General features: G+C 49.0%; 25 protein-coding genes. 17 read left to right on the top strand and 8 right to left on the bottom strand.

Annotation, left to right across the window (positions count from 1 at the left end):
• Positions 1-136: 136 nt before the first annotated feature.
• From AB4Z29_RS06980 to AB4Z29_RS06970, 3 genes are all read left to right on the top strand, one after another.
• Complete coding sequence (locus tag AB4Z29_RS06980; RefSeq protein ID WP_441942420.1) at positions 137-793, top strand: helix-turn-helix transcriptional regulator; 657 nt, start codon at positions 137-139, stop codon at positions 791-793.
• A 323-nt stretch (positions 794-1,116) separates the two neighbouring features.
• A complete protein-coding gene (locus AB4Z29_RS06975) occupies positions 1,117-1,593 on the top strand; it encodes a DUF948 domain-containing protein (protein WP_441942325.1) in 477 nt (158 codons plus the stop codon).
• A 51-nt stretch (positions 1,594-1,644) separates the two neighbouring features.
• Positions 1,645-2,070, top strand: coding sequence for a YtxH domain-containing protein (locus AB4Z29_RS06970; protein ID WP_441942324.1), 426 nt, complete (start codon positions 1,645-1,647; stop codon positions 2,068-2,070).
• A 117-nt stretch (positions 2,071-2,187) separates the two neighbouring features.
• Here AB4Z29_RS06970 and AB4Z29_RS06965 read toward each other — a convergent pair whose 3' ends face one another.
• From AB4Z29_RS06965 to AB4Z29_RS06955, 3 genes are all read right to left on the bottom strand, one after another.
• Positions 2,188-3,408 (bottom strand): sugar phosphate nucleotidyltransferase, encoded by a 1,221-nt coding sequence (locus AB4Z29_RS06965; protein WP_441942323.1) that lies wholly within the window; start codon positions 3,406-3,408, stop codon positions 2,188-2,190.
• 209 nt (positions 3,409-3,617) lie between these two features.
• Positions 3,618-5,363, bottom strand: a complete 1,746-nt coding sequence (locus AB4Z29_RS06960; RefSeq protein WP_441942322.1) for an alpha-glycosidase — start codon at positions 5,361-5,363, stop codon at positions 3,618-3,620.
• A gap of 45 nt (positions 5,364-5,408) precedes the next feature.
• A complete protein-coding gene (locus AB4Z29_RS06955) occupies positions 5,409-6,215 on the bottom strand; it encodes an SDR family oxidoreductase (RefSeq protein WP_441942321.1) in 807 nt (268 codons plus the stop codon).
• Between the two features lie 322 nt (positions 6,216-6,537).
• Here AB4Z29_RS06955 and racE point away from each other — a divergent pair, with 322 nt between their 5' ends.
• From racE to AB4Z29_RS06915, 8 genes are all read left to right on the top strand, one after another.
• Complete coding sequence (gene racE / locus AB4Z29_RS06950) at positions 6,538-7,347, top strand: glutamate racemase (RefSeq protein WP_441942320.1); 810 nt, start codon at positions 6,538-6,540, stop codon at positions 7,345-7,347.
• A gap of 124 nt (positions 7,348-7,471) precedes the next feature.
• A complete protein-coding gene (locus tag AB4Z29_RS06945; protein WP_441942319.1) occupies positions 7,472-8,356 on the top strand; it encodes a M14 family metallopeptidase in 885 nt (294 codons plus the stop codon).
• Between the two features lie 59 nt (positions 8,357-8,415).
• On the top strand, positions 8,416-8,655 hold the full coding sequence (locus AB4Z29_RS06940; RefSeq protein ID WP_441942318.1) for a hypothetical protein: 240 nt from the start codon (positions 8,416-8,418) through the stop codon (positions 8,653-8,655).
• A 44-nt stretch (positions 8,656-8,699) separates the two neighbouring features.
• Positions 8,700-9,002, top strand: a complete 303-nt coding sequence (locus AB4Z29_RS06935) for an iron-sulfur cluster assembly accessory protein (protein WP_441942317.1) — start codon at positions 8,700-8,702, stop codon at positions 9,000-9,002.
• 35 nt (positions 9,003-9,037) lie between these two features.
• Positions 9,038-9,262, top strand: coding sequence for a DUF1450 domain-containing protein (locus AB4Z29_RS06930; RefSeq protein WP_183560030.1), 225 nt, complete (start codon positions 9,038-9,040; stop codon positions 9,260-9,262).
• Positions 9,263-9,341: 79 nt separating this feature from the next.
• Positions 9,342-9,956, top strand: coding sequence for a DUF3990 domain-containing protein (locus AB4Z29_RS06925; protein ID WP_441942316.1), 615 nt, complete (start codon positions 9,342-9,344; stop codon positions 9,954-9,956).
• Positions 9,919-10,218 (top strand): hypothetical protein, encoded by a 300-nt coding sequence (locus AB4Z29_RS06920; RefSeq protein WP_441942315.1) that lies wholly within the window; start codon positions 9,919-9,921, stop codon positions 10,216-10,218. Before AB4Z29_RS06925 ends, AB4Z29_RS06920 begins: the two co-directional genes overlap by 38 nt.
• 85 nt (positions 10,219-10,303) lie before the next feature.
• Positions 10,304-11,725: a S16 family serine protease gene (locus AB4Z29_RS06915; RefSeq protein WP_441942314.1), complete on the top strand. Its 1,422-nt coding sequence runs from the start codon at positions 10,304-10,306 to the stop codon at positions 11,723-11,725.
• Between the two features lie 926 nt (positions 11,726-12,651).
• Here AB4Z29_RS06915 and AB4Z29_RS06910 read toward each other — a convergent pair.
• Entirely contained in the window at positions 12,652-14,685 is a 2,034-nt protein-coding gene (locus tag AB4Z29_RS06910) for an LTA synthase family protein (protein ID WP_441942313.1), read from the bottom strand.
• A gap of 18 nt (positions 14,686-14,703) precedes the next feature.
• Complete coding sequence (locus AB4Z29_RS06905; protein ID WP_441942312.1) at positions 14,704-15,855, bottom strand: THUMP domain-containing class I SAM-dependent RNA methyltransferase; 1,152 nt, start codon at positions 15,853-15,855, stop codon at positions 14,704-14,706.
• A gap of 143 nt (positions 15,856-15,998) precedes the next feature.
• Here AB4Z29_RS06905 and AB4Z29_RS06900 point away from each other — a divergent pair, with 143 nt between their 5' ends.
• Entirely contained in the window at positions 15,999-16,631 is a 633-nt protein-coding gene (locus tag AB4Z29_RS06900) for an O-methyltransferase (RefSeq protein WP_441942311.1), read from the top strand.
• A gap of 1,344 nt (positions 16,632-17,975) precedes the next feature.
• On the opposite strand, the gene AB4Z29_RS06895 is transcribed toward AB4Z29_RS06900, so the two are convergent.
• Positions 17,976-19,196 (bottom strand): MFS transporter, encoded by a 1,221-nt coding sequence (locus tag AB4Z29_RS06895; protein WP_441942310.1) that lies wholly within the window; start codon positions 19,194-19,196, stop codon positions 17,976-17,978.
• Between the two features lie 391 nt (positions 19,197-19,587).
• On the opposite strand from AB4Z29_RS06895, the gene AB4Z29_RS06890 reads away from it, so the two are divergent.
• From AB4Z29_RS06890 to AB4Z29_RS06870, 5 genes are all read left to right on the top strand, one after another.
• Complete coding sequence (locus AB4Z29_RS06890) at positions 19,588-21,255, top strand: GspE/PulE family protein (protein ID WP_441942419.1); 1,668 nt, start codon at positions 19,588-19,590, stop codon at positions 21,253-21,255.
• 34 nt (positions 21,256-21,289) lie between these two features.
• The gene (locus AB4Z29_RS06885; RefSeq protein ID WP_441942418.1) at positions 21,290-22,327 is read left to right on the top strand and encodes a type IV pilus twitching motility protein PilT; all 1,038 of its coding nucleotides are present in this window, start codon (positions 21,290-21,292) and stop codon (positions 22,325-22,327) included.
• Between the two features lie 30 nt (positions 22,328-22,357).
• Positions 22,358-23,572, top strand: a complete 1,215-nt coding sequence (locus AB4Z29_RS06880; RefSeq protein WP_441942309.1) for a type II secretion system F family protein — start codon at positions 22,358-22,360, stop codon at positions 23,570-23,572.
• Positions 23,573-23,789: 217 nt separating this feature from the next.
• Entirely contained in the window at positions 23,790-24,131 is a 342-nt protein-coding gene (locus AB4Z29_RS06875) for a prepilin-type N-terminal cleavage/methylation domain-containing protein (protein WP_441942308.1), read from the top strand.
• Positions 24,132-24,196: 65 nt separating this feature from the next.
• Positions 24,197-24,970 (top strand): prepilin peptidase, encoded by a 774-nt coding sequence (locus AB4Z29_RS06870; protein ID WP_441942307.1) that lies wholly within the window; start codon positions 24,197-24,199, stop codon positions 24,968-24,970.
• On the opposite strand, the gene AB4Z29_RS06865 is transcribed toward AB4Z29_RS06870, so the two are convergent.
• Positions 24,967-25,482: a PulJ/GspJ family protein gene (locus AB4Z29_RS06865; RefSeq protein WP_441942306.1), complete on the bottom strand. Its 516-nt coding sequence runs from the start codon at positions 25,480-25,482 to the stop codon at positions 24,967-24,969. The genes AB4Z29_RS06870 and AB4Z29_RS06865 overlap by 4 nt on opposite strands.
• Positions 25,483-25,496: 14 nt before the next feature.
• Positions 25,497-25,952, bottom strand: a complete 456-nt coding sequence (locus AB4Z29_RS06860) for a type IV pilus modification PilV family protein (protein WP_441942305.1) — start codon at positions 25,950-25,952, stop codon at positions 25,497-25,499.
• Positions 25,953-25,973 lie beyond the last annotated feature (21 nt).

Raw genomic sequence — 25,973 nt, 5'->3', positions numbered from 1 at the left:
TATATTTCTCCGCGAAACGACTGCTTTTGCCACAGAGGACGGTGACAGCCGTTTACGCTTGATTGATTTACGAAAAAGTCAAAATACGTTACAATGACGCTAACAAGCCTGCAAAGGTGGTGAAGGGTTGAAGCGGATGAAAACATCAGGTGCTGCAGGTGTGAAAAAAACAGTGCAGGGAGAACAGTCCACACGCGAGCGGATTTTGCTGCTGCTGAAAACGGAAGGCAGAATGTATGCCGGTGATCTGTCAAGCAAGCTCGAGCTGACGGAAATGGCGATACGACGGCATATGTACGGGCTGGAGAGCGAAGGCAGCGTCCATATCGTTTCGGTGCGTCAAGCGATGGGCAGGCCGCTCCATGCCTATGAGCTTACGGCGGAAGCGGATGAGCTTTTTCCTAAAAATTATCATTTGCTTGCGCTGGACTTGCTTGATGAGCTCGCAGATGACCCGGATACCGCAGTGCTAATTGACCGGATGTTCGAAGGACGCAAGAAGAAGCTTCAGGACCGTTATGAAGCTCGGATGGCAGGAAAGAGCCTGAAGGACAAGGTTAATGAGCTCGCCATCATTCAAAATGCTGGCGGGTATATGGCGGAAGTAGAACCGCAAAGTGATGGCAGCTTCAAGCTTTATGAATATAATTGCCCCATAGCCCAGGTAGCCGGCAAATATGTTCAAGCATGTACTTGCGAGCTTTCATTGTTTAGAAACCTGCTTGATGCGCCCGTCGAACGCACGGAATGTTTGGCTAAGGGCGGGGGCAAGTGCAGTTATCACATTGGTTAAAGAATAGATGAATGGTCTGCATAGACCGCTTTTGCAAATCGGAGACGATTGCCTAAGGCGGTCTTTTTTTGATAGATAAGCATGTATATGTTTTCAATAATGTGCTTAAATATGTCCGCGAAACGACTGCTTTTGCCACAGAGGAAGGCGACAGCCGTTTACGCTTGTGAGGCGTGCATGCGATTCATGCAAGGAGAGGGGGATTTTGCAATCGGTTGTGTCAGAACAAGCCCATGCTGCTTATACTGTCATTACGCAAGTGGGCATTCGTCTAGATGCCGGATTGGCAGGCAAGTCATTGCGTGCGGAGGAGGGGTACGGCTATGGTCATAGCGTGGAGCGCAGCGATCGCTGCAGGGGCATTTGTTATTTTGGTGGGAGGCATTCTGCTAGCCTTGCGTTCAGCATTGCGCAGATTGGATGATGTGCAGGCGGAGGCGACAGCGATGCGTTCGGATGTTCATAAGCTGAGCGCGGAGCTAAGCAGGCTGGTTGAACCGGCGGAGGAAACGATCCGTTCCGCGAATCGGCAGCTGCAGGCAGCAAGCAAGCTGTTTGAGTCGGCTGGTCAAGTTGGCGGGGCTATTGCCAACACGACGTCAGCGGCTGAGCACATCACTTCGCTGCTGTCGGAATCGGCGGAGCGGCATGCGAAGCGCTATCAAACGAAGCGGCAGGTCGGCGATGCGCTTGAATGGGCAGAGCTAGGGATGACGGCGTGGCAGCTGTGGCAAACTAGCCGCAAGAGTGAACCGACTGCAAGGGAAACGCATGATCCCGTATCCGAATCGGAATCCTAACGCAAGGTGCGATAGACGAAGAGCACGCTAAACTCGAAAGGAGCGAATACAATGTCAACACGTAAACAAACAAAAGGGTTTTTATTGGGCGCATTAGCTGGAGGTGTCGTTGGCTCGATTACTGCCTTGCTATTGGCACCGAAGCCAGGCAAGGAGCTGCGCCAGGATATTTCCGACGGCGCTCAGAAGGTTGGAGAGACGACCGTTAAAGTTGCTGGTCAAGTGGGAGACACTACCGGTAGAATTGCGAAGCAGATCGGCGGGCAAGCGGTACAAATCGCCGGTAAAACGAAGCAAGCGGCAAGCAGCGTCGTAAGCAGTGTCAGGGGACGCAGCAAAGGCACTGAGGAAACGGAAGCAGTTGCTGATTTTGATGGTGTGACAGAAGCAGGAAATGAAGAGGCGGCAAGCGCGATAGAAGCCGTTGAAGCAGGAGAAACAGAAGCGGCGGTATCCAAGGAGCTTCAGTCCATATAATGTCCTCACGCGGGTTAAACCCTGTTGGCTTGAATGGAAACTGAATTTTCAGTAAATAAGGCAAACAGCTTGGAGCTCTGACTCCTGCCGTTTGCCTTATTTATTATACCTGATCATTTATCCGAGCATATTGCTGTGAACGCGTCCTGGTGCCTCGCTGAGCAAGCTGGTGAGCGGTTCCAAGCTGTAATCTTTCAATGAGGACGATGAAGCGGTAATCGCTTCGCCCGGTCCGACAACTGATATTTCATCATTCAGCTGGCCTACAAAGGCTCCGTCATGTATGATGGCGCCTTCGCCGATAATAGCGCGATGGATCGTAACATTTCGACCGATTCTAGCGCCAGGCATAATGATGCTTTCGTATATTTCGCTGTTTGCCCCGACTGTAACGCCGTTGCAGATGACAGAGCGCGTTACATCCGCTTCAATTGCGCATGCCGGATGCAGGAGAGAGTCAGTAATTGTTGCTGCCTTGCTTATATAAGGCTCCTCCAGACGGGCGTTTGCGGATAGCTGGGCTTGCATTTCTTGCTTATTCAGCCTCAGCTCGCCGTCAAGCAAATCCATATTTGCTTCCCATAGGCTGTCGATTGTGCCGACATCGCGCCAGTAGCCTTCGTAAGGATAGGCAACCATATTTGCTTTGGCGGCGAGGATAGCTGGAATGATGTCCTTGCCGAAGTCATGACTGGAATTTGGATTGGCGGCATCAGCCAACAAGTATTTTTTCAACTCGGACCAGCGGAACAAATAAATGCCCATCGATGCTAAATTGCTATTTGGCTCAGCGGGCTTCTCATGGAAGGAGCTGACCCTGAAGCGGTCGTCCGTTTTGAGAATGCCGAAGCGGCTTGCTTCCCGCCAAGCAACCTTCTTAACGGCAATCGTAATGTCTGAGCCGCGGTTTTTATGGAATTCAAGCATGGGCTTATAGTCCATTTCATAAATATGGTCACCTGAGAGGATGAGCACGTGCTCGGGGTTATGTTCATCAATGTAATCGATGTTTTGATAAATCGCATCCGCAGTTCCTGCATAGCCCTCAGCCCGCTTGCGTGAAGAAGGAAGCATCGTGACGCGGCTTTGCGTTGGCGATTTCTGAAGCTCGTCCTTGTTGTTTGTTACATAGCTATGAACACTATCGGCACAGTACTGCGTTAGAACACCAATCGTTCGGATATTCGAATTTGCGCAGTTATTCAGCGGAAAATCGATCATGCGATAACGATCGCCGAACGGGACAATCGGCTTCGCGGCTTGGCTGGTCAGCGGTGCAAGGCGTCGTCCTTCGCCACCTGCTAACAACATGGCAATACATTCATTATGACTTTTCAATTTAATTTCCCCCTGTCCGATAAGTGTGGTTGGTATTGGCTGCGTTCATTATAATGAAACATTAACCTTACTTGGCTCTTTTGAAACCGATGCACGGAAAAAAGAAATAGCAGATCGTTTATCAGGACGGATTCGACAGGGAAGGGGAGCGATAAGGGGAAAGAGAACCCTTTCCTTGCCTAAATGACAAAGTAAGGGTTCATATGCCTTTAAATATTCCGATATATGATTCTGAAATCCAGAGGCGGAAGCTCGATTTCAAGCTTATCCTCGGCCGTTACGACCTTGTCCCCGGTCAGTGCGTCATGCCAATCATCCGCTTTCATGGGATGCGAGAGCGTGACACTCTCCTCCGTATTGTTGATCCAGATTGTAAAATGCTGCTGGGAGTTCAAACGCTCGAAAAGGAGCGTCCCGTTTGCATTGTCGGCATGCAGGAAACGGAAGCGTCCGTCTCGGAGCGCGGCATGCTCCTTGCGAAGGGCAATGAGCAGCTGGTAAAAGTCGAACAGCTCACGGTCCTGCTTATCGGTGTCCCACTCCATGCATTTGCGGCAATCGGGATCATCTCCGCCATCAAGGCCGATTTCGTCGCCATAGTAGATGCAGGGAATACCCATGGAAGCCATCATGAACACGACGGCCAGCTTTAGACGGTCTTTATTGCCGCCCAGTCTGGTCGCTGCACGCGGAATGTCATGGCTGGAGAGCAGATTGAACAGCGCCTCGTTCGTTTGCTGCGGATAGCGCATAAGCAGGCTGTTGATTTGGTCAGCGAAATCAGAGGCAGCATAGTCGGAAGCAGCGAAAAATTCCGTCACCTTATTCGTAAACGGATAGTTCATGGACGAATCGAATTCATCCCCATGAAGCCAATTGAGCGCATTGCCCCAAACCTCCCCGATAATAAAAACATCTGCCTTCTCGGTTTTTACTGCCGTTCGGAAATCATGCCAGAAGGCGTGGTCGATTTCATTGGCTACATCAAGCCGCCAGCCGTCAATATCCGCCTCTCTTATCCAATGGACAGCTACCTCGAGCAGATACTGCTTAACCTCTGGATTCGCCGTATTGAGCTTTGGCATATTGCCGTAAAAGCCAAAAGTTGCGTAGTTGGCAGAGCCATCCTTCACCTCTACGGGAAAGCCGTTCAAATGAAACCAGTCTTTATATTTGGAGCTCTCGCCGTGCTTCAGGACATCCTGAAAAGGAGGGAATTGCTCGCTTGTATGGTTGAATACGGCATCCAGCACGACGCGTATCCCGAGCTCATGGCAGGCCTTCACCAGCTGCTTAAGCAGCGCAGCATCGCCAAACTGGGGATCGATTTGCTTATAATCGACCGTATCATATTTGTGGTTGGAGGGCGCTGTGAACAAGGGAGTTAAATAAATGGCCGTGACACCTAAATCAGTCAAATGGCTCAAATGATCAAGGATGCCTTGCAAATCTCCGCCAAAATGATCTTCTCCGCCTGGCGCTTCTCCCCAAGGACGAATGCCCTCCGGGTCATTGCTCGAATCGCCATTGGCGAAGCGATCAGGCATAATTTGATAGAAAACGGCCGACTTTGCCCATTTTGGCGCCTCAAAAAGATCGATAGCGTGGATGAAGGGGACCTCGAAGTAGCCGCCTGCCGGGGTGGGCATCTCCTCGAAGACGCCCGTCTCAATCAGCCATAGCATTTCGTCTCCACTGCGGACACGGAATCCGTATGAAAAGCGATGGAATTCGGGTTTGATGACAGCCTCCCAATAATCGAATAAAGGATCGGCTGCGATTTTTTCCATTTGTATGTCCAGCGCATGGTTATCCCAGTCGTATTTGTCTCCCGTCACGGCAACCGCTTCCTCAACATCGTCCCGTTTGGTGCGGAGCCTGAGATGAAAAGTATCGCAATCGTAGGCATAGGCCCATTTCAAATCCGGTGAGTGGTACAAGCATTCTTTGAACATTGACTCCCGCTCCTTTGTATGTAGTGGTCAAACATTGGTCATGGATTAACCGCGCAGCAAAGATTCGGCTCCATCGATATAAATATCCGTGCCCGAAATATGATTGGAATCATCAGATGCCAGAAATAAAGCCAGCTTCGCGACCTGCGCGGCGCTGCCCGGTCCATCCTCAAGCGGCTGGCTGCCCTCGGGATATTCCACAGGAATGATGACCTGGTCAAGCTCTGGCGTTCGCTCCGTATTCTCTTCAATATTCGTGTCAATGGCGCCAGGGCATATGACGTTAACACGGATTTTGTACTGCGCAAGCTCAAGAGCGGCCATCTTCGCAAATGCGACTTGTCCGGCCTTTGTGCTGCTGTATGCGCTAAAGCCTATATTGGAGAAAACGCGGTTTCCGTTAATCGAGCTTGTAATAATAATACTGCCGCCGTTGTTCTTCATGAATGGAATGGCATGCTTAACGGTGAGAAAGGTGCCGCTTAAGTTCACCTGGAGCGTTGTATTCCAATCGTCGAAATCCATGAGCTCAATCGGAGCAAGAGTGCCGTTAATGCCGGCATTGGCATACACGATATCCAAGCTGTCGAACCGCTCTTTTATTTGGCGGTAGGCGTTGGCGAGCTGAATTTCACTGGAAATATCGGTTTCAATGCTAAGGCATTCGACATCGTAACGTTGAATGCTTCGGCAAACCTCTTCCATCGCTTCCTCTTTCACGTCGAGAAGGACTAAATCAGCGCCTTCCTTTGCGAATTGCACGGCAGCAGCCCTCCCGATACCAGAGCCGGCACCGGTAATCAATGCTGTTTTTCCTCTCAAACGTCCAGATGATTGCTTAGATTCCGTCATCAGATCGTCCTCCTTTTCGAATCGGTTTTTTGCATAGCGCGTGGTTTCTACTTGTATGTACCCGATACTGCGCCAACGAAACAGCCGGATCGGGCGACAGAGCAAAAAGTCCGTACAGCTGCTAATCGCAGCCCGCACAGGCCTGAATTCCAATATTAGAGCCTTAGATATGGATCAGTTGCGGCGCGGCTCATGGCTGTCAGTGAGCTCTTTCTTCTTCTCATGATGGATAGCAGGCTATAGCACAGGTACGTTTTGGTGCCTGTTTTCATATGCTATTTTGTCTGGATTCATTACATTCGTTTAGGAAAGCGGTGTGTTTGTGCAGCAACCGATTGCGATATTAGATTCAGGCGTTGGCGGCCTCACCGTTGCCAAGGAAGTCATGCGCCAACTGCCGCGAGAAAAAATCGTATATTTCGGGGACACGGCCAGAACGCCTTACGGTCCGCGCTCTTCGGAGGAGATTATTCGTTTTACGAGGGAAATCGTCGATTATCTTATTCAGTTTAATCCTAAAATGATTGTCATAGCATGCAATACGGCAACGGCTGCCGGACTTGAGGATATCCGCTCCCGCGTTGAGATTCCAGTAATCGGAGTCATCAATCCCGGAGCAAGAGCCGCTATACGCTTAACGGTCACCGGCTGTGTCGGCGTTATAGGCACGGAGGGAACGATTAAGAGCAAAGCTTATGATCAGGCGCTAAAAGCGCTGTCTCCCGAAATTACAGTCATTAGCGAAGCATGTCCGCGCTTTGTACCGCTAGTGGAGAAAGGGAACTTCCGTTCAAGGGAAACCTATGAAACCGTACAAAGCTCCCTCGTACATCTGCAGGGTTATCCGATGGATACGCTTATTCTCGGCTGTACGCATTACCCGTTCTTGACGGAGACCATCTCCGAGGTTATGGGGCAGGGGGTCACGCTAATCAGCTCGGCAGACGAGACAGCACGCGAGATTAGCGCCATTCTCGACAAAAAAGGAAGCCTCTCGCAGGGTGATTCCATACCTGTTCATCAGTTTTTTTGCAGCGGAGATACACGAATATTCCAATTGATTACTCATCAATGGCTGGGCAAGCAAATTCAGCTGTCGCCCGTTGTATGGCAAATTCCGACTATTGTGTGAGATTCACGCTTTGACTAAGAAGCTGCACCTGCCGGTTCAGCTTCTTTTGGGCGTTTGCTTCATAGGACAGCCCGCTTAGCGCATACGATGAATGGAGTAAACTAAGGCAGCTGGAGGGATCGTCATGTACGCCGAACAAAGCTATAAGTATCCTGATTTGCTGGAAGGGGTCAGGCAGCTGTCGGGCAGATACCCTTTTCTGTCATCGCATGTAATCGGGGAAAGCGTCATGGGCAAGCCGCTGCTCGCCCTTCGCTGCGGTACGGGACAGCGCCGCATCCATATGAATGGTTCATTTCATGCGAATGAGTGGATCACATCCGCTTTGTTGATGCGTTTTGTCGCCGATTTATCGGCAGCGTATTGCAGCGGCGATGAGATCGGCGGACAGCGAGTGGCGGATCTGTGCAGAGAGGTGACATTATGGGTCGTTCCCATGGTCAATCCCGACGGTGTAGAGCTCTCGCAGGAAGGCTTGTCGGAGAGGCATCCCTATTATCGCCAGTTATTGGAGTGGAATAGAGGCTCTGCACATTTCGAGGGCTGGAAAGCGAATATCCGGGGCGTCGATTTGAATGACCAATTCCCGGCGTTTTGGGAAGAGGAATGCAAGCGCAGGGGCATTGAAAGCCCGGGCCCGCGCGACTACCCAGGTCCTTATCCGCTCAGTGAGCCGGAAGCGGCTGCAATGGCCAGCTTCACGGATCGGATGGGCTTTCATGCCGTGATGGCACTGCACACGCAGGGCAGGGAAATTTATTGGAACTATCGTGATTATGAGCCTGCCGATTCGGAGCAGCTAGCGAAGAAGCTGGCGAGGGCAAGCGGATATGAGGCGGTAAAGCTGTCCGGCAGCGATGCAGGCTACAAGGATTGGTATATTCAGCGTTATCGCAGGCCCGGATTCACGGTAGAGGCGGGGTATGGTGAGAATCCGCTTCCAATGAGCAAATTTGATCATATTTACATGGAGCTGCAGCCGCTGCTGCTAGAGATGCTACATCTTTAGCGGCCTTCGGCCATTTATGCTATAATAGTTCGAAAAGCTCAGCAAAGGTGGGGTGTCAGATGCGCAAATTGCTGTCGCTGCGGCATTGGCAGCGGACGTTTGTCCGTATTTTCCAACTGCTTCGGTCAAAAAACGTTTCACTGCTGGACAAGCTGATTTTTACCGTGCCTGTTTTCCTCTATTGGGTGCTGCCTGACGTGCTGCCGCTGCCGTTTCTGCCTATTGATGATATTGCAGTTACGATGATAATTGCGGAATGGTTTGCCCGTAGAATGGAGACCAAGTATAATATAAAATAATAAATATTGCCGCAAGGCTAACGATAAGAGGAGCTGGATGATTAATGAATTGCAAAATTTCTAAAAATGCTGCTAAAGTATTGCAACTTGAGCTGGACAAGCCTGAAAACGAAGGCAAGCTGCTTCGTGTTTACGTGACTCATTCTCATGGCGATCATGCGCATTATGGCATGGGAATTGACGAGCCGACTGATAAGGATGTTGTCGTATCTACGGACAAAGGGATTGATGTCATTCTTGAGAAAGACAATGCTTTCCTGGACGGCGTACGCATCGATTATTTCTATGTCCCTGAAGAGGGCTTTGCCATTACGAATCCAACCAAGGGCAACCACGGCGATCACTAAGCTCCCTCGGCATCCGGTTGAAATAGGAAGATATCATGGCAAATGACATACGTGTTTGCGACAAATGCAAGCACACACAATTGAAATCAATTGTACCGAAGCTGCAAAAGCTTGCGCCTGACGCTGAAATCCGCGTGGGCTGCAAGTCATATTGCGGGCCATGCGCCCGCTACGCATTCATTTTTATTAATGGCCGGTATATCAAGGCAGCTAACGAGGATGAGGCGATCGAGAAGGTTCGTCCTTATATCAAGAAATAATCGTACTTACACCAGGACCCTGCGAGCTATTTATCGTAGGGTCTTGTTGTCTACACAAGGATATGAAAGGAGCAAGAGGGTGGATATTACAACGCCGCAGCTGCTATATCATGGGACGACAAGCGATACGGTTCAATCCTTCGGGCAAAAGCTGCTCAATTCGCCATATTGGAAACCAGGCAAAGATTTCGGGGAGGGCTTCTACACGACGATCTCCATCGCGCAAGCGCGGAAATGGTCGCATAAGGCTGCGAAGGAGTCGTGGAACGGCAGTCAGCCCTGCGTGCTTGTTGTCGAGCTGGCTTCCGTGCCTGAGAAGGTAGAACCGCTTTTGTTTCTATCGGATTCACCGGCATGGGCGTCCTTTATTTATGCCCACAGGAGGGCTAACGTCAAGGGAGAAGACCCCTGTACAATCCATCCCGACATCATTATAGGCCCGATGGCGGACAATGATACTGGAAAAATCGTACATAAAGCAGTACAATTAAATAAGGATGAGCAATGGTTTTATGAACAAATAACGGTGTCGCGCAAGGGTAGGAAGATGGACTCGCTTCGGCTCGGCAATCAAGTTGTTTTTTGCTCCGAACGTTGGGAGACGCATGTAAAGCTTGTTGGCTATCATATTTATACGGGAAGCAGGTGGACGTATCATGAAAGTGAAGGCACAGGTGAGGTTAAGCTTGTATGAGCGGGGAATCGTTGAAGCGCTGTCTGCGGATCACGGTTATCCTGTCTCGGAAGCTAGGGCGCTGGTGGTGGAATATATCGAGATCGTACGCAAGCTTGGCGGTTATGAGAATTGCACGCATTACGCACAGCTGCTGGACCTGGCACGGCAGTCGGGGCATTCCCCGGCGGAGTGGCTGGAGCGTATTCAAGGCATAGAGAAAGGCGAGCTTAGGGATCGGGGCATCGGATCGGAAGAACGCCAATATTTGCAGACGAAGTAAGACCCCGCGACGTTGTTCGTCGGGTCTTTTGTTTGTTATGCGGCTGAAAACGAGATGATCTAGAGGAATAGTAGGAGGAAAGTGAATGCGTAAGCCAGCCGTTTATTATTTGTTTGGATTAACAGCAGCCTTTGCTTGTTTGATCGCATCGGAGCTCATTTGGCTGCCAGCACCTCTAAAGACAGGAAGCGGCATGCAATGGATTGAGATGATTGATTGGCTATTTTACTTCGTTGCATGCATCCCGGTTAGCTGGGCTGTAGGTGCGTTGCTTGCCATTTGGGAGCAGCGGAGTGAGAAAGGGATGATTTTAGCCATGCAGCTGCTGCGGGCTGCTATAGTCATCCTTAGTGCAATAGGTACATTTTACATTGTATTTTTGCCGGAGGAGCTGTTTCGGCTGCTGCTTGTGACTGGCGCAGCTGTGCCGCTCGTATACGCTGATTTAATGATCAGTGAAGGAATCGAGAGAAGAAGATCAGCAAATCGAATGAACGGCTATGGGAGCCGTGGTAAATGGCCTGTGTGGCTGCCAAAGCGAGGCGGGGCAATACTCGGAGTGTCTCTTATCCTTCTCCTCGCTCTGCTATGTCCAACCGGCTATCAGGTTACTTATCCAGGAATGACGTTGAATATGAATCGATATGCGCATGTGGATGGCGGCCAGCATGGGGGAACGGTCAACGGGGTGCTTGTATTTGATCGGCCTGCCGTACCTGCGGACTGGCTGTACGCGAGTATTTTGCCATTGTACAGCTTCCAAAAAACGCCTGAAAATGAGCCGCCGCTTACAGAAACATATGCACAAGTCGTCATGATGAAGACGGATGCGAACAGCGTTGCAGCCGCCGTTGCTATGAAAATGGCTGGCATAGGAGAAGGATTAACGGCGGATGGCGTTCGAGTTGTCGCTATCGTGAAGGACAGTCCAGCTGAGGGTCATCTGATGGCAGGTGATATTATTGACAAGCTGAACGGACAAGCTGTACGTACGATAAGCGATATGACAGGTTATATGGAGCAGTCGGTTAAGCCGGGGGATAGCGTTGAGGTTACCCTTAGAAGGGCAGGAGAAGTTAAGAGGGAAGAGGTTGCTGCAAAAGCTTCGGCTGATCAGGCTGAGAGGCCTGTATTCGGTATTTCCGTGCAGACGGAGCTGCTGGTCGATATTCCTCGCGGCATCGATTACAAACGGTTTATGGCGCATATTGGCGGGCCCTCGCATGGAGCGATGCTGACGCTTGCCATTCTGGATCAGCTGACGCCAGGCGGGATCACGTTCGGTAATCAGGTCGCAGGAACGGGTACCATTGAAGCAGATGGAAGCGTAGGCCTTATCGGCGGCATTAAACAGAAGGCATATGCGGTGAGCAGAACGGATGCGGACGTCTTCTTTGTGCCTAAGGCACAGGAAGCGGAAGCACGCAGCGGGGCGGCTGAGCTTAATATTGTGCCGGTAGAGAAGCTGGACGATGTGGTCGACTGGCTGAAGCAGCATAAGAAATAGAACTTGAACTAGCTATTGAGATAGAAGTTGAAAGAAAAGAAGATATATAAAGTGAAAGTGAAATAAAAGATGGAATTAAGGATGGCATTGAAGATAAAATGAAAAATGAAACAAAAGATGTAATAGAACAGCGAAAGGTACATGTGACGCAAATGAAATTGATCATGTAAGCTTAGAACTCGCAATTGAAGAAGCAATAGAAGCAGCCATAGAAGCCATAGAAGCCATAGAAGCCATAGAAGCCATAGAAGCAGCAAGTGAAATGGAAAATGAAATCCTATTTGAAAAAGCACATGAAACAAAGAAGCTCCCCGGCCGCTGGCTGAGGAGCTTCTTTGTTTCATGTGACGCTTGATAAATTGAACTAAACATTAACATTTACGTTTTGGACGCTTCGCTAAATCTTCATTTTTAAGTTCCAGGTATATCGTTTAATGAGAAGCAGCCTAGCCTGCACTTTGTACAATAGAAACCTCACATGAGAACTGTTTCGTATGGCTACATTGTAATTATGCAGTAGAATGAGCTCCAAACTAACGAATATCGCCTTAGAATAGGCCATCTATTGCACAAAGTACAGTGTATGTATCGAGTTAGGCAAGTTACGTCGATTACGTTGTACAAACTGCAGCGTAGCCTCGTCCGATAGCGCTATTTTCTAAACAAACTACCCCAACTATATAAGTTGAACCACAGAACTCGGCGATGTCCTTTACTGATTTTCCCATAAGATATACATAGCTTGATATGGTTCATACCTGCGGCGTTCTTTAGTTTATTTCATAGCTTGTGTCACTTCATCTCGTGATGTTTAGTTTTCCAACTTCATCTCTGCCTGTTCGAATTATTTTCTTTCTTATTCGATATGCAGGTTGTTATTTTCTTACCATAGGTTTCTAAAACTTTAGTTCAACGTATATAGCAGATTATTTTGCTGCTGTTTCCAATTGGCTGTCGGCGCGCGCTTCTGTAGCCGATTGCTCTTTAAAGTGCTCAATCAGGTTGTTCATTATAATCTGATCGGAAGCGGTGAGCTCGGTACGAGCGTTCTCTGCTGCGGCTGCGCAGGCGTTCATATCGGTTTGAACTTTGCTGGATATGCTCCAGCAGGCACCATTGTCCATTATGCCATCCGATGATGGCAAATAATAGACAGAGCCGTCAGTGAAAGAACCATTCCGCTGTACGACAAGCTTTCCCTCGAGCGGGAGCTCGGATAGAAGAGGCGTCCCGATTAAATACTGATCAGCCGTCGACATGCCAAGCAGATGCATGATTGTCGGCGTTACATCAAGCTGACCGCCGACTCCCGTATAAGTGCCGGCATGCTCGTTGCCAGGCAAATGTATGAGCAGAGGAACCTGCTTCAGCATCATCTGTCGCTCCATTTCATTAAGGGGCTTGCCAAGAAATGTCTCAAGCAGCGTCCAATCCTTTATCGAATTGTCGTGGTCGCCATACATGGCTAGAATGGTGTTGTCCCAAATTCCTTCTGCTTTCATCCGTTCAATGAGCTCGCCGAGCGCGGCGTCAACATAATGGATAGACTGCAGATAGTCGCCCATGATCGTACCGTCCAGCTCGCCTAAGCTAAGCTGCTGCTCTGCTTTGGGCATGGTGAAGGGATAATGGCTCGACAATGTAATTAAAAAAGAGTAAAAAGGCTGCTTTTGGTCCGAAATCACGTCCAAGGACTGTCTGAAAAAGGATTTATCTCCGAGTGCCCAGCCGATTTTCTCATCGAGCGTGAAATGCTTCAAGCTGTAAAACTGATCATATTGCATATTGTGATACATCGTGTTCCGATTCCAAAATCCGCCCTCGTAAGCGTGGAAGACGGAGGTTCCGTAGCCACTCGCCTTTAAGGTGCTGGACATGCAATCAAACTCATTTGGTGCATATTGAATGAATACGGAGCCGTTCGGAACAGGCTGCATGGAGCAGTTGGCCGTGAAATCAGCATCGGAGGTCCGGCCTTGCGCGGTCTGGTGATAGAACTGGCTGAAATAAGCGCTCTGCTTGATCAGGCCATTCAGATGAGGCGTAATCTCTTGACCGCCAATCGATTTGTTGATCATAAAATTTTGGAAAGCCTCGAGCTGTATCATGAGCACGTTGCTGCCGGCGTATGCTCCAAAGAGCTTGTCCTGCTCAAGCGCCCCGCGAAGTGCACCGCGGGCTTCAATCCAGTTTTTCGTCTCCGAGGCTTGCTCGGCACTGACCGTTTCCGCGTCAAGCCAATTCCGTTTCACATAGCGGTAAGCGTCATAACCATGAAAGCCCAGCGCTCCCGTCACGTTGTAGATGGATAAGTTCCACCAATTCCCTTCAAAGATGCCTTGGCCCCACGTGCGCTTCGCCTCATTGACGTTCGTGAAAACGAGCGAGGCGCCAATCCCGAAGATGGCTGCGCTCATGACGATGCGGACGAGCGCTATTTGCCAAACGGGCGGAATCCGGCGATATTCATTAGCACGGCGCAGATCACGTTTCCCGCGTATAAGCATGTAGATTGCAAAGGGGACTATGACAATCCAGTCAAGAAATAGAAGGAAATCTTTGACGTGCAGCAGCGTGCCGATGCTCTCTCCGAGCGAGTCTACTTGGCTGAACTGCAACAGCACCGGTATTGAAATTAAATCTTGGAAATAGCGATAGTAAATAATATCTGCATACAATACAAACGACGCAAGCATGTTCAAGCCGATGAGTGAAAGAATCCTGCCCCGAGCGGGAAGCCAGACTGTCCAAAAGCTGAACAGCATAATGGCGCCAAGCTCGATGATAGCGTCCGTGCTGGTCATTTTCATATTTTTGACATGCAATATTTCCGAGAACAAATATACTTTTGCCAGCAGCGCGGCCGTGAACAACAGCAGGTCGATCGCTTTAAAGCGTTCAAGCCAGACCAGTATCATGCTCATACTGCGGCGTAATGGTTTTTGATTACTAAATAGCATTTGCGTAAAGCTCCTCCCTTATGGCTGCGAGCGACTGCCGCGCGGGGGAAGCGGGCCGAAAAATTGTAAGTAATTACATTCGATGCGACCGTTGAACAGCTTGCGTTTTTTATCGGCTGGACGGCCAAAGTAATGCTCTATGGATGTAGACGGACTGATCGAGAAGTAAGACCATGTCGGATAATGAAGGGCAGTTAAGCCGAATTGGCGCATGGCTGCTTCTGCTTGGACATCATCGCCAAGACGTTCTCCATAAGGCGGATTCGTAATTATGACGCCATAGTCGCCTTCCAGCTTTACTTTAGCGACAGGCTGGACGCTTAGCTTGATTTCTTTGCCAAAGCCCGCTTTCTTGATGGCAGCTTCGGCGATTTCAATGGCGCCTGGATCGATATCGGAGCCGGCAATCTGAAGCGGAACGTCATCTTTTACAAGATCAAAGGCTTCGTCGCGCGCTTCATCCCAAAGCTCGTTCGGGATCAAGGGCCAGCCTTCGCTGTTGAAGCTGCGGCGAAGACCTGGTGCGATATTCCAACCAATCATGGCTGCTTCAATGAGAATCGTGCCTGAGCCGCAAAAGGGATCATATAACGGACGTTCCGGATTCCAGCGGCTTAGCTGCACAAGTGCTGCGGCCAGCGTTTCTCGAATCGGCGCCTCTGTCGCTACCTTGCGGTATCCGCGCTTATGCAAGCCGTCACCGGTCGTATCAAGCGTCAGCATGGCGCGGTCGTTCATAAGCGTAACCTCGATCACGTAGCGTCCGCCGTTCTCAGGGAACCATTCGGTGCCGTATTGTGCGGACATTTTGTCAACGACAGCTTTCTTAACGATGCTTTGACAGGCGGGTACGCTTGTCAGCTGCGATTTCTGCGAACGGCCATTAACGGGGAATTCTCCATCGTTCGGAATCCATGTCGGCCAATCGAGCGCTTTCGTGCCTTCGAACAGCTCATCAAAGGTCGTAGCCAGGAATTCTCCCATTTTGATGAGTATTCGGCCTGCTGTGCGCAGCCAAAGATTGGTTCGGCAAATGTCGAGCGGACCACCTGTGAAATTGACACGTCCGTTCTCAACCTGCAAGTCGGTATAACCTAAATCTCTCAGCTCACGTGCGACAACCGCTTCAAGCCCCATCGGCGCGGTTGCGATTAGCTGTAATTTTTCCATTGTACACTCTCTTTTCATTCATACTTTGCGATATTGGATGCTGCTTCATAAGCCTGTGCTTGTATCCCCGTGAACAAAAACATACAATCAAGTATAGGGCAAACTAGCTGGTTTTTACAAATTGTAAAATTGGAGAGAATAGAATGATGTTACAAGACGAGCAATATGTGGATTCCCTTTATGGAGCGGATGCGGATCTAGAGCGTGTAAAAGCAGGAATTGCAGCAAACGGAATGCCGGATATTTCGGTTGCTGACGGCTATGGTCGTTTGCTTACGATGCTCGTTACGCTATCTGGAGCGAAGTCTATCGTTGAAATCGGCGCGCTTGGCGGTTACAGCGGCATTTGTCTGGCACGGGGGCTGAAGGAAGGCGGGAAGCTTACCTCGCTTGAGCTTTTGCCAAGCTATGCAGAGCTGGCACGGGTGCATATGGAAGCAGCCGGATTGGGAGAGAAAGTAGAGTATATGGTCGGAGATGCGAAGCAGAGCTTGGCACAGCTGCAGGGAGCGGGCCGAAAGTTTGACTTCTTCTTTATCGACGCAGATAAGGAAGGTTATCCGATTTATCTGGAGCATGCGATTGCGCTAGCCAATCCCGGAGCGGTGATCGTGGGCGACAATATTTTGCTGCGCGGCAGGACGACTAACCCTGCGAAGGCAGGGCCGTCTGTACAGGCAGTGCGTTTCTTTAATGAAACCATTGCATCGGATGAACGTCTGCAGAGCACGGTGCTGCCGGGATATGACGGACTCGCCATCGCGATTGTAAAGTAACTTTCATTGGCACCATGAGCAGGATCGGTATTAGCCGATCCAGCTCATGGTGTTTTTTTGATTGCGGTTTGATGCAGTTTCTACAAATGTGTGCTTGCGGAGTGAGGTAGGTGTGGGAGAGAGGCGGGAATGATGCTGTAAGCACGTATGTGTTCTAACAGCGCCCGAGAAACTGGTTAGTTTGTGCTGTAAGCACGTATGCGTGCTTACAGAGTGACCTCGGCGTGGGAGAGAGGCGGGAATGATGCTGTAAGCACGTATGTGTTCTAACAGCGCCCGAGAAACTGGTTAGTTTGTGCTGTAAGCACGTATGCGTGCTTACAGAGTGAAATAGGTGTGGGAGAGAGGCGGGAATGATGCTGTAAGCATGTATGTGTTCTAACAGCGCCCGAGAAACTTGTTAGTAGTGCTGTAAGCACGTATGCGTGCTTACAGAGTGAAATAGGTGTGGGAGAGAGGCGGGAATGTTGCAGTAGGCACGTATGTGTTCTAAACAGCGCTCGAGAAACTGGTTAGTTTGTGCTGTAAGCACGTATGCGTGCTTATAGAGTGAATTAGGTGTGGGAGAGAGGCGGGAATGATGCTGTAAGCACGTATGTGTTCTAACAGCGCCCGAGAAACTGGTTAGTTTGTGTTGTAAGCACGTATGCGTGCTTACAGAGTGAAATAGGTGTGGGAGAGAGGCGGGAATGATGCTGTAAGCACGTATGTGTTCCAACAGCGCCCGAGAAACTGGTTAGTTTGTGCTGTAAGCACGCATGCGTGCTTATAGAGTGAAATAGGTGTGGGTGAGAGGGGGGAATGATGCTGTAAGCACGTATGTGTTTTAACAGCGATTAAGTAACCGGTTAGTTTGTGCTGTAAGCACGTATGCGTGCTTACAGAGTGAAATAGGTGTGGGCGAGAGGGGTGAATGATGCTGTATGCACATATGTGTTCTAACAGCGTTTAAGTAACCGGTTAGTTTGTGCTGTAAGCACGCATGTGTGCTTACAGAGTGACCTCGGCGTGGGAGAGAGGCGGGAATGATGCTGTAAGCACGTATGTGTTCTAACAGCGCCCGAGAAACTGGTTAGTTTGTGCTGTAAGCACGTATGCGTGCTTACAGAGTGAAATAGGTGTGGGTGAGAGGCGGGAATGTTGCTGTAAGCACGTATGTGTTCTAACAGCGCTCGAGAAACTGGTTACTTTGTGTGTAAGCACGCATGCGTGTATATTTGTCGAAAAACGACAACATATGGCATTAACGATGGCGGAGAATTTCCAGTTCGTCGGACAGCAAAAAAAGGGCATGCGAGGAAAGTAAACTTCTCGTATGCCCTATTCTGCGCTCATCGCAACCATTCAGCCATCTTTGCCCTGCTGCGAAAACGGACGTTTGCGCAGCAGCGTTTGGTAAACCCACCCCGCGTTAACCATCAGCATAACCGCAGAGAGCAGAAACAGTCCTTGAATGCCGATCCAGCCTGACAATGCGCCACCCGTGATCGGGCCGATCATATTGCCGAGGCTCATCGTACTGGTGTTGAAGCTATAGGAGCGGCTCTCCATGCCGTCCGGCGTATATTTTCGAATCAGGGAGTTTACGGCTGGAATAAGACCTCCCAGAAAAATACCCAGTATGAAGCGTGCAATCAGCAATTGCCAGACGGTTCCCGCTAGTGCCTGCGGAATAAAAGCAAGCGATGCGCCAACTAGCGCGACGCCAAGCACCCGTTCTGCACCAATCCTGTCGCTTAACTTACCTAGCAAAGGCGAAGCAACTAAATTGGAGAGGCCGGTAACCGAGCCGACGAAGCCGGCAAAAAATGCAAGGTTAGCGGTTGTTCCATGCAGCTCCTGTACATAAAGCGGGATAAGCGTCATCGGGCTCATCATTGCGAACTGGATGAGGAAGGTGACGGCAAATAGCGCAGTTAGCTGAGGAATACCGCTTAGCTTGCGAAATCCTTCGATTACGGAGGCTTGAACGCGCTGCGCGGCTTTCATACGGTCAAAGGGTTCTTTGACCACGAATAAAGCGAGCAGCGAAGCAGCAAACAACAAAGCGCCCGTCAAATAAAATATAGGACGAAAGCCGATGCTGTCAGCGAGCAAACCGCCTATAAATGGACCAAGAATCGTGCCGGCAATGCCGCCGGATTGAATGGTTCCCATCGCAAAGCTCATTTTAGCTTTGGGTGTTGTTGCTGAGATAAGAGCGATCGAGGCTGGATTGAAGCCCGAAATCGTACCATTCAACATGCGGAGCAGCAGCAAATGCCAAGGGTTCGTCGCGAAACCCATCAGCACCATAACGATGGACATGCCGAAGCCTGAGCGGAGCAGCATCATTTTGCGGCCGTAGCGGTCAGCCATTTTGCCCCATATCGGTTGAAATATAAAGGAGGTAACGAAGTTGCCGGCAAAAATAATGCCAGCCCAAATCCCGATCTCATGCGTATCGGACAAGCCTAGATCAAATTGCAAATAGAGGGACAGGAACGGAATGATCATCGTCATTCCAGCCATAACGAGAAACTGTCCGAACCACAACACGACCAGATTTTTTTTCCATTGTTCCATTAGCAAAGTATAGCACAGGTTGGTGAGTCATTTCTTCAAGCCGAAATCAATCCCGATATCAAAAAATACACTTAAATTCCATAGATGAAGACCCTATTAATTGGGAACTGGGACACTTCATATTTTGTCGAATTGTAGTAAAATTAGGACAAGATTCGACAAAAAGTTCGAATGGTATTTTAGTCGCTAAAAAGCGTGTGGTTCAAATCTATCACGTGGAAATGCTTACAAAATTATGTGGTAAATAATGCCTATTTAAAATTGATGAAAATAGGTCTAAAGTCATTGACAGGAAATCTATTCCTTGCTTTAATTAAGTCAAGTTTCAACAATGTTTGCGGCGCATTCTACTTTATTTGCAAATCTATGATTAGTTGGTTGGTGATGAATGATGTCAGGAGCCCGTAAGCGAATAGGAGACTTGTTAGTAGAGTCTGGCGTAATTACCCAAGAGCAGCTTCAGCAGGCATTGGTTCAGCAGCGGGAATTAAAGACAAGACTCGGGGATGTGCTCATTTCCAAAGGATACATAACGCAGCAGCAGTTCATTGAAGCACTAGAGTTTCAACTGGGCATTCCGCATGTGCAAATTTATCGTCAGAAGATCGATCCGAAAATTATTCAATTAATTTCCCAGAAGCTTGCAGACCAGCATTGCGTTATGCCGCTTCGCATGGAAGGCAATAGACTGATTCTTGCAATGGCCGATCCGCTGGATTATTTTGCGATTGATGAGATCAGAATTGCAACGGGACTTCGAATTGAACCGGTGATTGCTTCCAAGGATGAGCTTGTTCGTGCTATTAATCGTTTTTACGGATTGCAGGATACGATTGAGCAAATTAGCCAAAACCTGCAGCTAAAGGATATAGATGAGGATCATGCGATACAGGATGAAGATTCTCCTGTCGTAAAAACTGTTAACCAAATTATCGTGCAAGCGGTTCAACTTGGCGCAAGCGATATTCATATGGACCCGCAGGATGGCAGCTTTCGAATCAGATACCGGGTGGACGGCGTAATGCGGACGGAGCGGACACTGCCGCCCAATATGCACGGCATTATCGTAGCCCGCATCAAAATCATGGCTAACTTGAACGTTGCCGAACGCCGATTGCCGCAAGATGGCCGGGTAGAGCTGGATATCGATTTCCGCAAGGTTGACGTCCGGGTTTCCACGCTTCCGACCATACATGGGGAGAAGGTCGTCATTCGGGTGCTGGATCTAGGCAACTCACTCGCTGACATATCGAAGCTGGCCATGTCTGAACGCAATGAGGCGGTTTTCCGCAAAAGCATTGAAATGGCCTACGGCGTCGTCCTCATTACGGGACCTACCGGCAGCGGCAAATCAACAACATTGTATTCCGCGCTCGCGCATTTGAACAAGGAAGATGTCAATATTATCACCGTAGAGGATCCTGTTGAATATCAGCTGGAAGGCGTCAACCAGGTGCAGGTCAATCCGCTGACAGGCCTCACGTTCGCAAGAGGATTAAGGGCTATACTTCGGCAGGATCCGAATATCGTTATGCTTGGTGAGATTCGTGACTCGGAGACGGCGGAAATATCAGTCAGAGCCGCTATGACAGGACATCTCGTATTGAGCACGCTGCATACAAATAATGCGGTCAATTCGATTACGAGATTGATAGATATGGGTGTAGAGCCATTTCTCATATCCTCAGCGGTCAATTGTATCGTTGCACAGCGGCTAGTGAGACGTATTTGCGTGCATTGCAAACAGAAGTATACACCTATCGATAAAGAGCTGGAATTAATTGCTGAGCAAGGCATCCATGTCGAGTTTCTTTATCGAGGTGCCGGCTGCGGAGAATGCGGTCGTACGGGATACAAAGGACGATTAGCGATTCACGAGGTTTTGCTGATCGACAATGAGATGCGTGCATTAATTATCTCGAAACGCTCCGACAATGAGTATTACGAGCATGCCTTAAAACAAGGGATGATCCCAATTATGGCTGACGGCTTAAGTAAGGCCGTTGAAGGCCAGACGACAGTAACCGAGGTGTTCCGCGTTCTTGGACACGGAGAGTAGAAAAGCAGTGTTCGGGAAGGAAGTTGCTGTTCATATGCAAGCGGAAGAATTGCTTTATCTCGCGCATGCCAAGCAGGCATCCGATATACATATTACAGTCAACTCACCTGTTATTTTCCGAATACATGGTGAGCTGGTGCCCTTAAACGATACATTTCTTAAGCCAAAGGACACGCTGGAGCTCGCGAAGCAATTTATGACAGACGAGAGCTACGAGACGCTGCAGTTAAACGGCGATGTTGACTTTTCATACGGCGTTGCAGGCTTAGCAAGATTCCGGATAAATGCCTATAAACAGCGCGGAAGCGTGGGCTTAGCCATTCGGATTGTGCCGGGAAGAATTCCCTCGATGGAGGAGCTGAGACTTCCCCGTATAGCAGCGGAGTTTGCCAAAAAGCCTCAGGGCTTGCTGCTCGTGACTGGACCGACGGGGAGCGGAAAGTCAACGACTTTAGCATCGATTATCAATCATTTGAACCAAACGGAGAACGCTCATATCATCACGCTTGAGGACCCGATTGAATTTATTTATGACCACAAGAAATCGATGGTTAACCAAAGAGAAATTGGACTCGATACACCCTCCTTCTCCCAAGGCTTGCGGGCTGCGCTGCGGCAGGACCCAGACATCGTGCTGGTTGGCGAGATGAGAGATTTAGAGACAATCAGCACTGCGATTAGCGCAGCTGAGACGGGACATCTCGTATTTGCCACCTTACATACTGCCGACGCGCCGCAAACAATCGACCGGATTATAGATGTCTTCCCGCCTGCTATGCAATCACAAATTCGGATTCAGCTTGCGGCCGTACTGCTTGGCGTCATCTCTCAGCGGCTGCTGCCGAAGCCGAACGGCACCGGGCGAGTTGGTGCGTTTGAGGTGTTAGTCAATACGCCGGCTGTAGCCAACTTGATTCGAACGGAGAAAATTTATCAAATTCGCTCCGTTATGCAGACTGGCAAGGCGCAGGGCATGCAGACGATGGAGTTCGCGCTGCGCGAGCTGGTCCAGCAGGGACATATCCGAATGGAAGATGCGCGCGAGGCACTATTCGGGTTCGGTGAGTTATAGGAATGACAATCGAGTTTTAATGGGGTTGGTATGATGCCGAAATATCGGTACAAAGCGGTTACTTCCAGCGGCAAGAAGTCTTTCGGTACCCAAGAAGCCAATACGATGCAGCGGGCACGAGAAGCGCTGGTTGAAAAAGGCTTGTGGGTTACAGAGATTATGGATGCGAACGATACGACGCTGTACAAGGAAATTTCACTTGGCGGTCCTCGAGTCAAAATGGATCATTTTACGGTGTTCTGCCGGCAATTGGCTACGATGTACCGTGCGGGAGTCAGCTTGGTGGAATCCGTGCAAATTCTTAGCGAGCAAACGCCAAGCAAAACATTGTCCAAGCTGCTGGTCATTATTGCTGAGGAGATGCGAGGCGGCAAACAGTTCTCGGAGTCGGCAGCGGAATATCCGACGGTATTCACATCGGTGTTCGTCAGCATGGTTCAAGCAGGCGAGGTAGCCGGTAATTTGGACACGATGCTGGACAGGCTGGCCGTTTTTTTCGAGAAAGAGCGCAACACGAGAGAGAAAGTCAAATCAGCCATGGTTTATCCGGCAGTCATGCTCGTCATGATGGTGCTTGTCGTTATTTTTATGATGCTGTTCGTCATTCCGCAGTACGTAGTTAGCTTCGAAGGTATGGGTATTGAACTTCCACTGCCGACTAGAATCGTAATGGCAGTCAGTGAATTTATGCAGGGCTATTGGTACGTTGTGATTGCAGCGATGTTTGTGCCCACAATTGTATGGAAGCTTATCAGGCGTACGGCGGCAGGCAGGCAAAAGCTCGATTATTTCCTGTTGAAAATCCCGGTATTCGGCACGTTGTGGCATAAGCAGGCTATCGCCCGGTTCGCTCGTACGTTTAGTTCCTTGATTGCAGCAGCGATTCCACTTATGCAAGGCTTATCAATCGTATCAAACGTAGTTGGCAATGAAGCGATTGGCAAGGTCATCTCGGATATACGTGAGAAGGTGTTGAGTGGGGAGTCGATGTCCGAGCCGCTGAAGCAATCCAAGCTGTTTCCGCCGATGGTCGTGCAGATGATTGCGATTGGCGAACGGTCAGGAGCAACGGAAGACATGCTCGATAAAGTAGCGGATTTCTATGAAGCGGATGTCGATCAGATGGCTGACCGTTTAAAGGCCCTGCTGGAGCCGTTAATGATCGTTCTGCTAACTGGCGTAGTCGGCGTGATCGTTATGGCAGTAATGATGCCGACGTTCAAAATGATGCAGAGCTATTTGTAGCTTTTCATAGGCGCAAGATGGCAATGTGGTCTGAGCATAGGTGTACCCCATGCTCAGAGCAGCTTTACCTTTAATTGCTAGTCTTGTCATTCAAGAAACTAGCCATTATATGTACTAAATGTTAGTAGGCAAGTGCGCAATTTCTTGTCCTATTAATATAGTTTTATTCGTGTTACCCGCACCAAAAATAGTTTGTCAAATTGAGAGGAGAATGTTTATGTTGATGGCATTGAAACGGAATCAAAAGGGTCTAACGCTTATCGAGTTGCTTGCAGTACTAGTTATCGTGGGGATTATTGCGGCTATTGCTATTCCGGCTATTAGTGGGACGATTGCGAAGTCTAAGACAAAGGCTGATGCAGCAACAGTGAGTATGATAAAAGAAGCAGCTATGCGTTATACAATTGATACAGATCAAAAGGCAACTTACACTGAAGATATTACAAAGCTTACATCCGAAGGATATTTGAATGCCGCACCTACATGGAATGGAACAGTACAAACAAAATTCGTAGCAACATTAACGGGAACTAGTTGGTCAATCGAGTTACAACCCTAATTGAGATAGAAAGGCAACCCACCAGGGTTGCCTTTCTATAAATTTCACAGCAAGGACGGGATCAATTGTCATCAATAGCTATAATCGTATTCGCGCTTTTAGGATTGCTCGTTAGCGGTTTTCTTAGTGCAATAGCCATACAATGGGACTCGCGCTTTCAATCCTTGAACCCGCCTATTTATGCACTGAAAAAGCAAACCAAACAGCGTTTCTTCGGCTTATTACCGCTAATTAAAAAAATAATGTCCGGCATTAACCAAAGAAAAATAAAACCTTCATTGGCATGGCGTTATGCCTTAGGGGAATTTATGACTACGGTTTTGTTTGCGCATGCAGCTTATACAATTGGATGGGAACCTGAGCTGATAGCTGTATTATTTTTCATCTGTATTCTCGTCATCATCGTACAAACCGATCTTACCGATATGATTATTCCAAATAAAGTGGTGGCGGTCGGTGTAATCGGAGCTATTGGAATCCGATTATTCGTTCACCCGCTTCCGTTGTTGAATTATGGTATCGCTGCGCTTGCTGGCAGCGGGGCTTTGCTGCTCATAGGCATGATTAGCAGTTGGATTTTGAAGAAGGAGACGATGGGTGGAGGGGATATTAAGCTATATGTGCTTATTGGCTTAATACTCGGTGTAAAGGTTACCTTGCTCAGTCTGTTTCTCGCCAGTTTATTTGGATTAATCGGGGGAATCGCTTTACTTGCAACCGGGGCTCATTCAAAGGGCAAAACAATACCGTTCGGCCCGTATATCGCTGCTGGAGCATTAGCAGCATATTATTGGGGGAACGGCTTAATCGATTGGTATTTGTCTTTATTGTCGTATTAGCTGTGTCTCTGCGTGGTATATACGACGGTAGTCGTCTTTTTGCTCGTATGGTTGGGCAGAAGCATGGTGAGCGTAATTTCGATACGGCCATCCTTCACGTCAAAGAGAATATCCTCAATCTTATCCGAAAACGTATATTTGGAGGAGGGCGAGGCTGCATCGTTTCCATTCGCGTCTCTTGGGGTGTAGGTGACGGTAAGCGACTTGTCAGTGCTGTTATACCTGTAATCGACAGCCTCGTCATTCTCGGCGCTAAGCAAGCGAAGACTGCTGGAGCTGCTGACAAGCGTTGCAGGAGCGTAGCCATTGCGAACGGTCTTGACTATTTGGGTCACGATATCGCGAGATTGCTGCAATGTTTTCTCTCTGCTAGATACTTGTTGAAGACTCGTATTCGAATAGCTAAGCAAGTAGATTAGGAATCCCAAAATAATGGCTGTAAGGACGAGCACGCCAGTTACTTCGACCAGCGTCAGCCCTTTTTCGTTTTGTAGCCATTTACGCATCATCATCACCCGCGATCCTCTTATTTGAATTCTACATAGGCTTCCAGTTCGAATTCCTTTTGTGTTGATAAATCGATGCATGTTACGGTTACGCGTCTGAAAATGGAGTCTAGATCAGACACGACGCTATTCGTAAGTGAAACGGCACCTAACGTAGTTGCATGCGATTGAATTCGGAGCTCATATTTTCGATTGCTGGCATTGGGATAGTAGATAATAGTCGACGAGCGGTCACGAAGCTGCTGGAGAGGTATTGCTTGTCCGTAAACAGTCGTACTTGTCGTAGTGGATTTCAGCTTGCTCTTGACTTCTTCCATCACGTTCCTGGCAGCAACAACGGCATCATCGGTTTTCTCGTTTGATTTGGTATCGATGGAAGACTGCTGCAAAATGTATGTAATGCCCAGTACGGCAATGCCGAGCAGAACGATCGAGCCCATCACTTCGATCAATGTTAATCCTTTCTGATTGCGCATCGGGCAGCTCCTTCATAGTAA

It is taken from the genome of Paenibacillus sp. 2TAB23 (assembly GCF_052115165.1).
Classification (GTDB): domain Bacteria; phylum Bacillota; class Bacilli; order Paenibacillales; family Paenibacillaceae; genus Pristimantibacillus.
The sequence above is the reverse complement of the archived record's forward strand: the minus strand, read 5'-3'. Positions and strand labels throughout refer to the sequence as shown.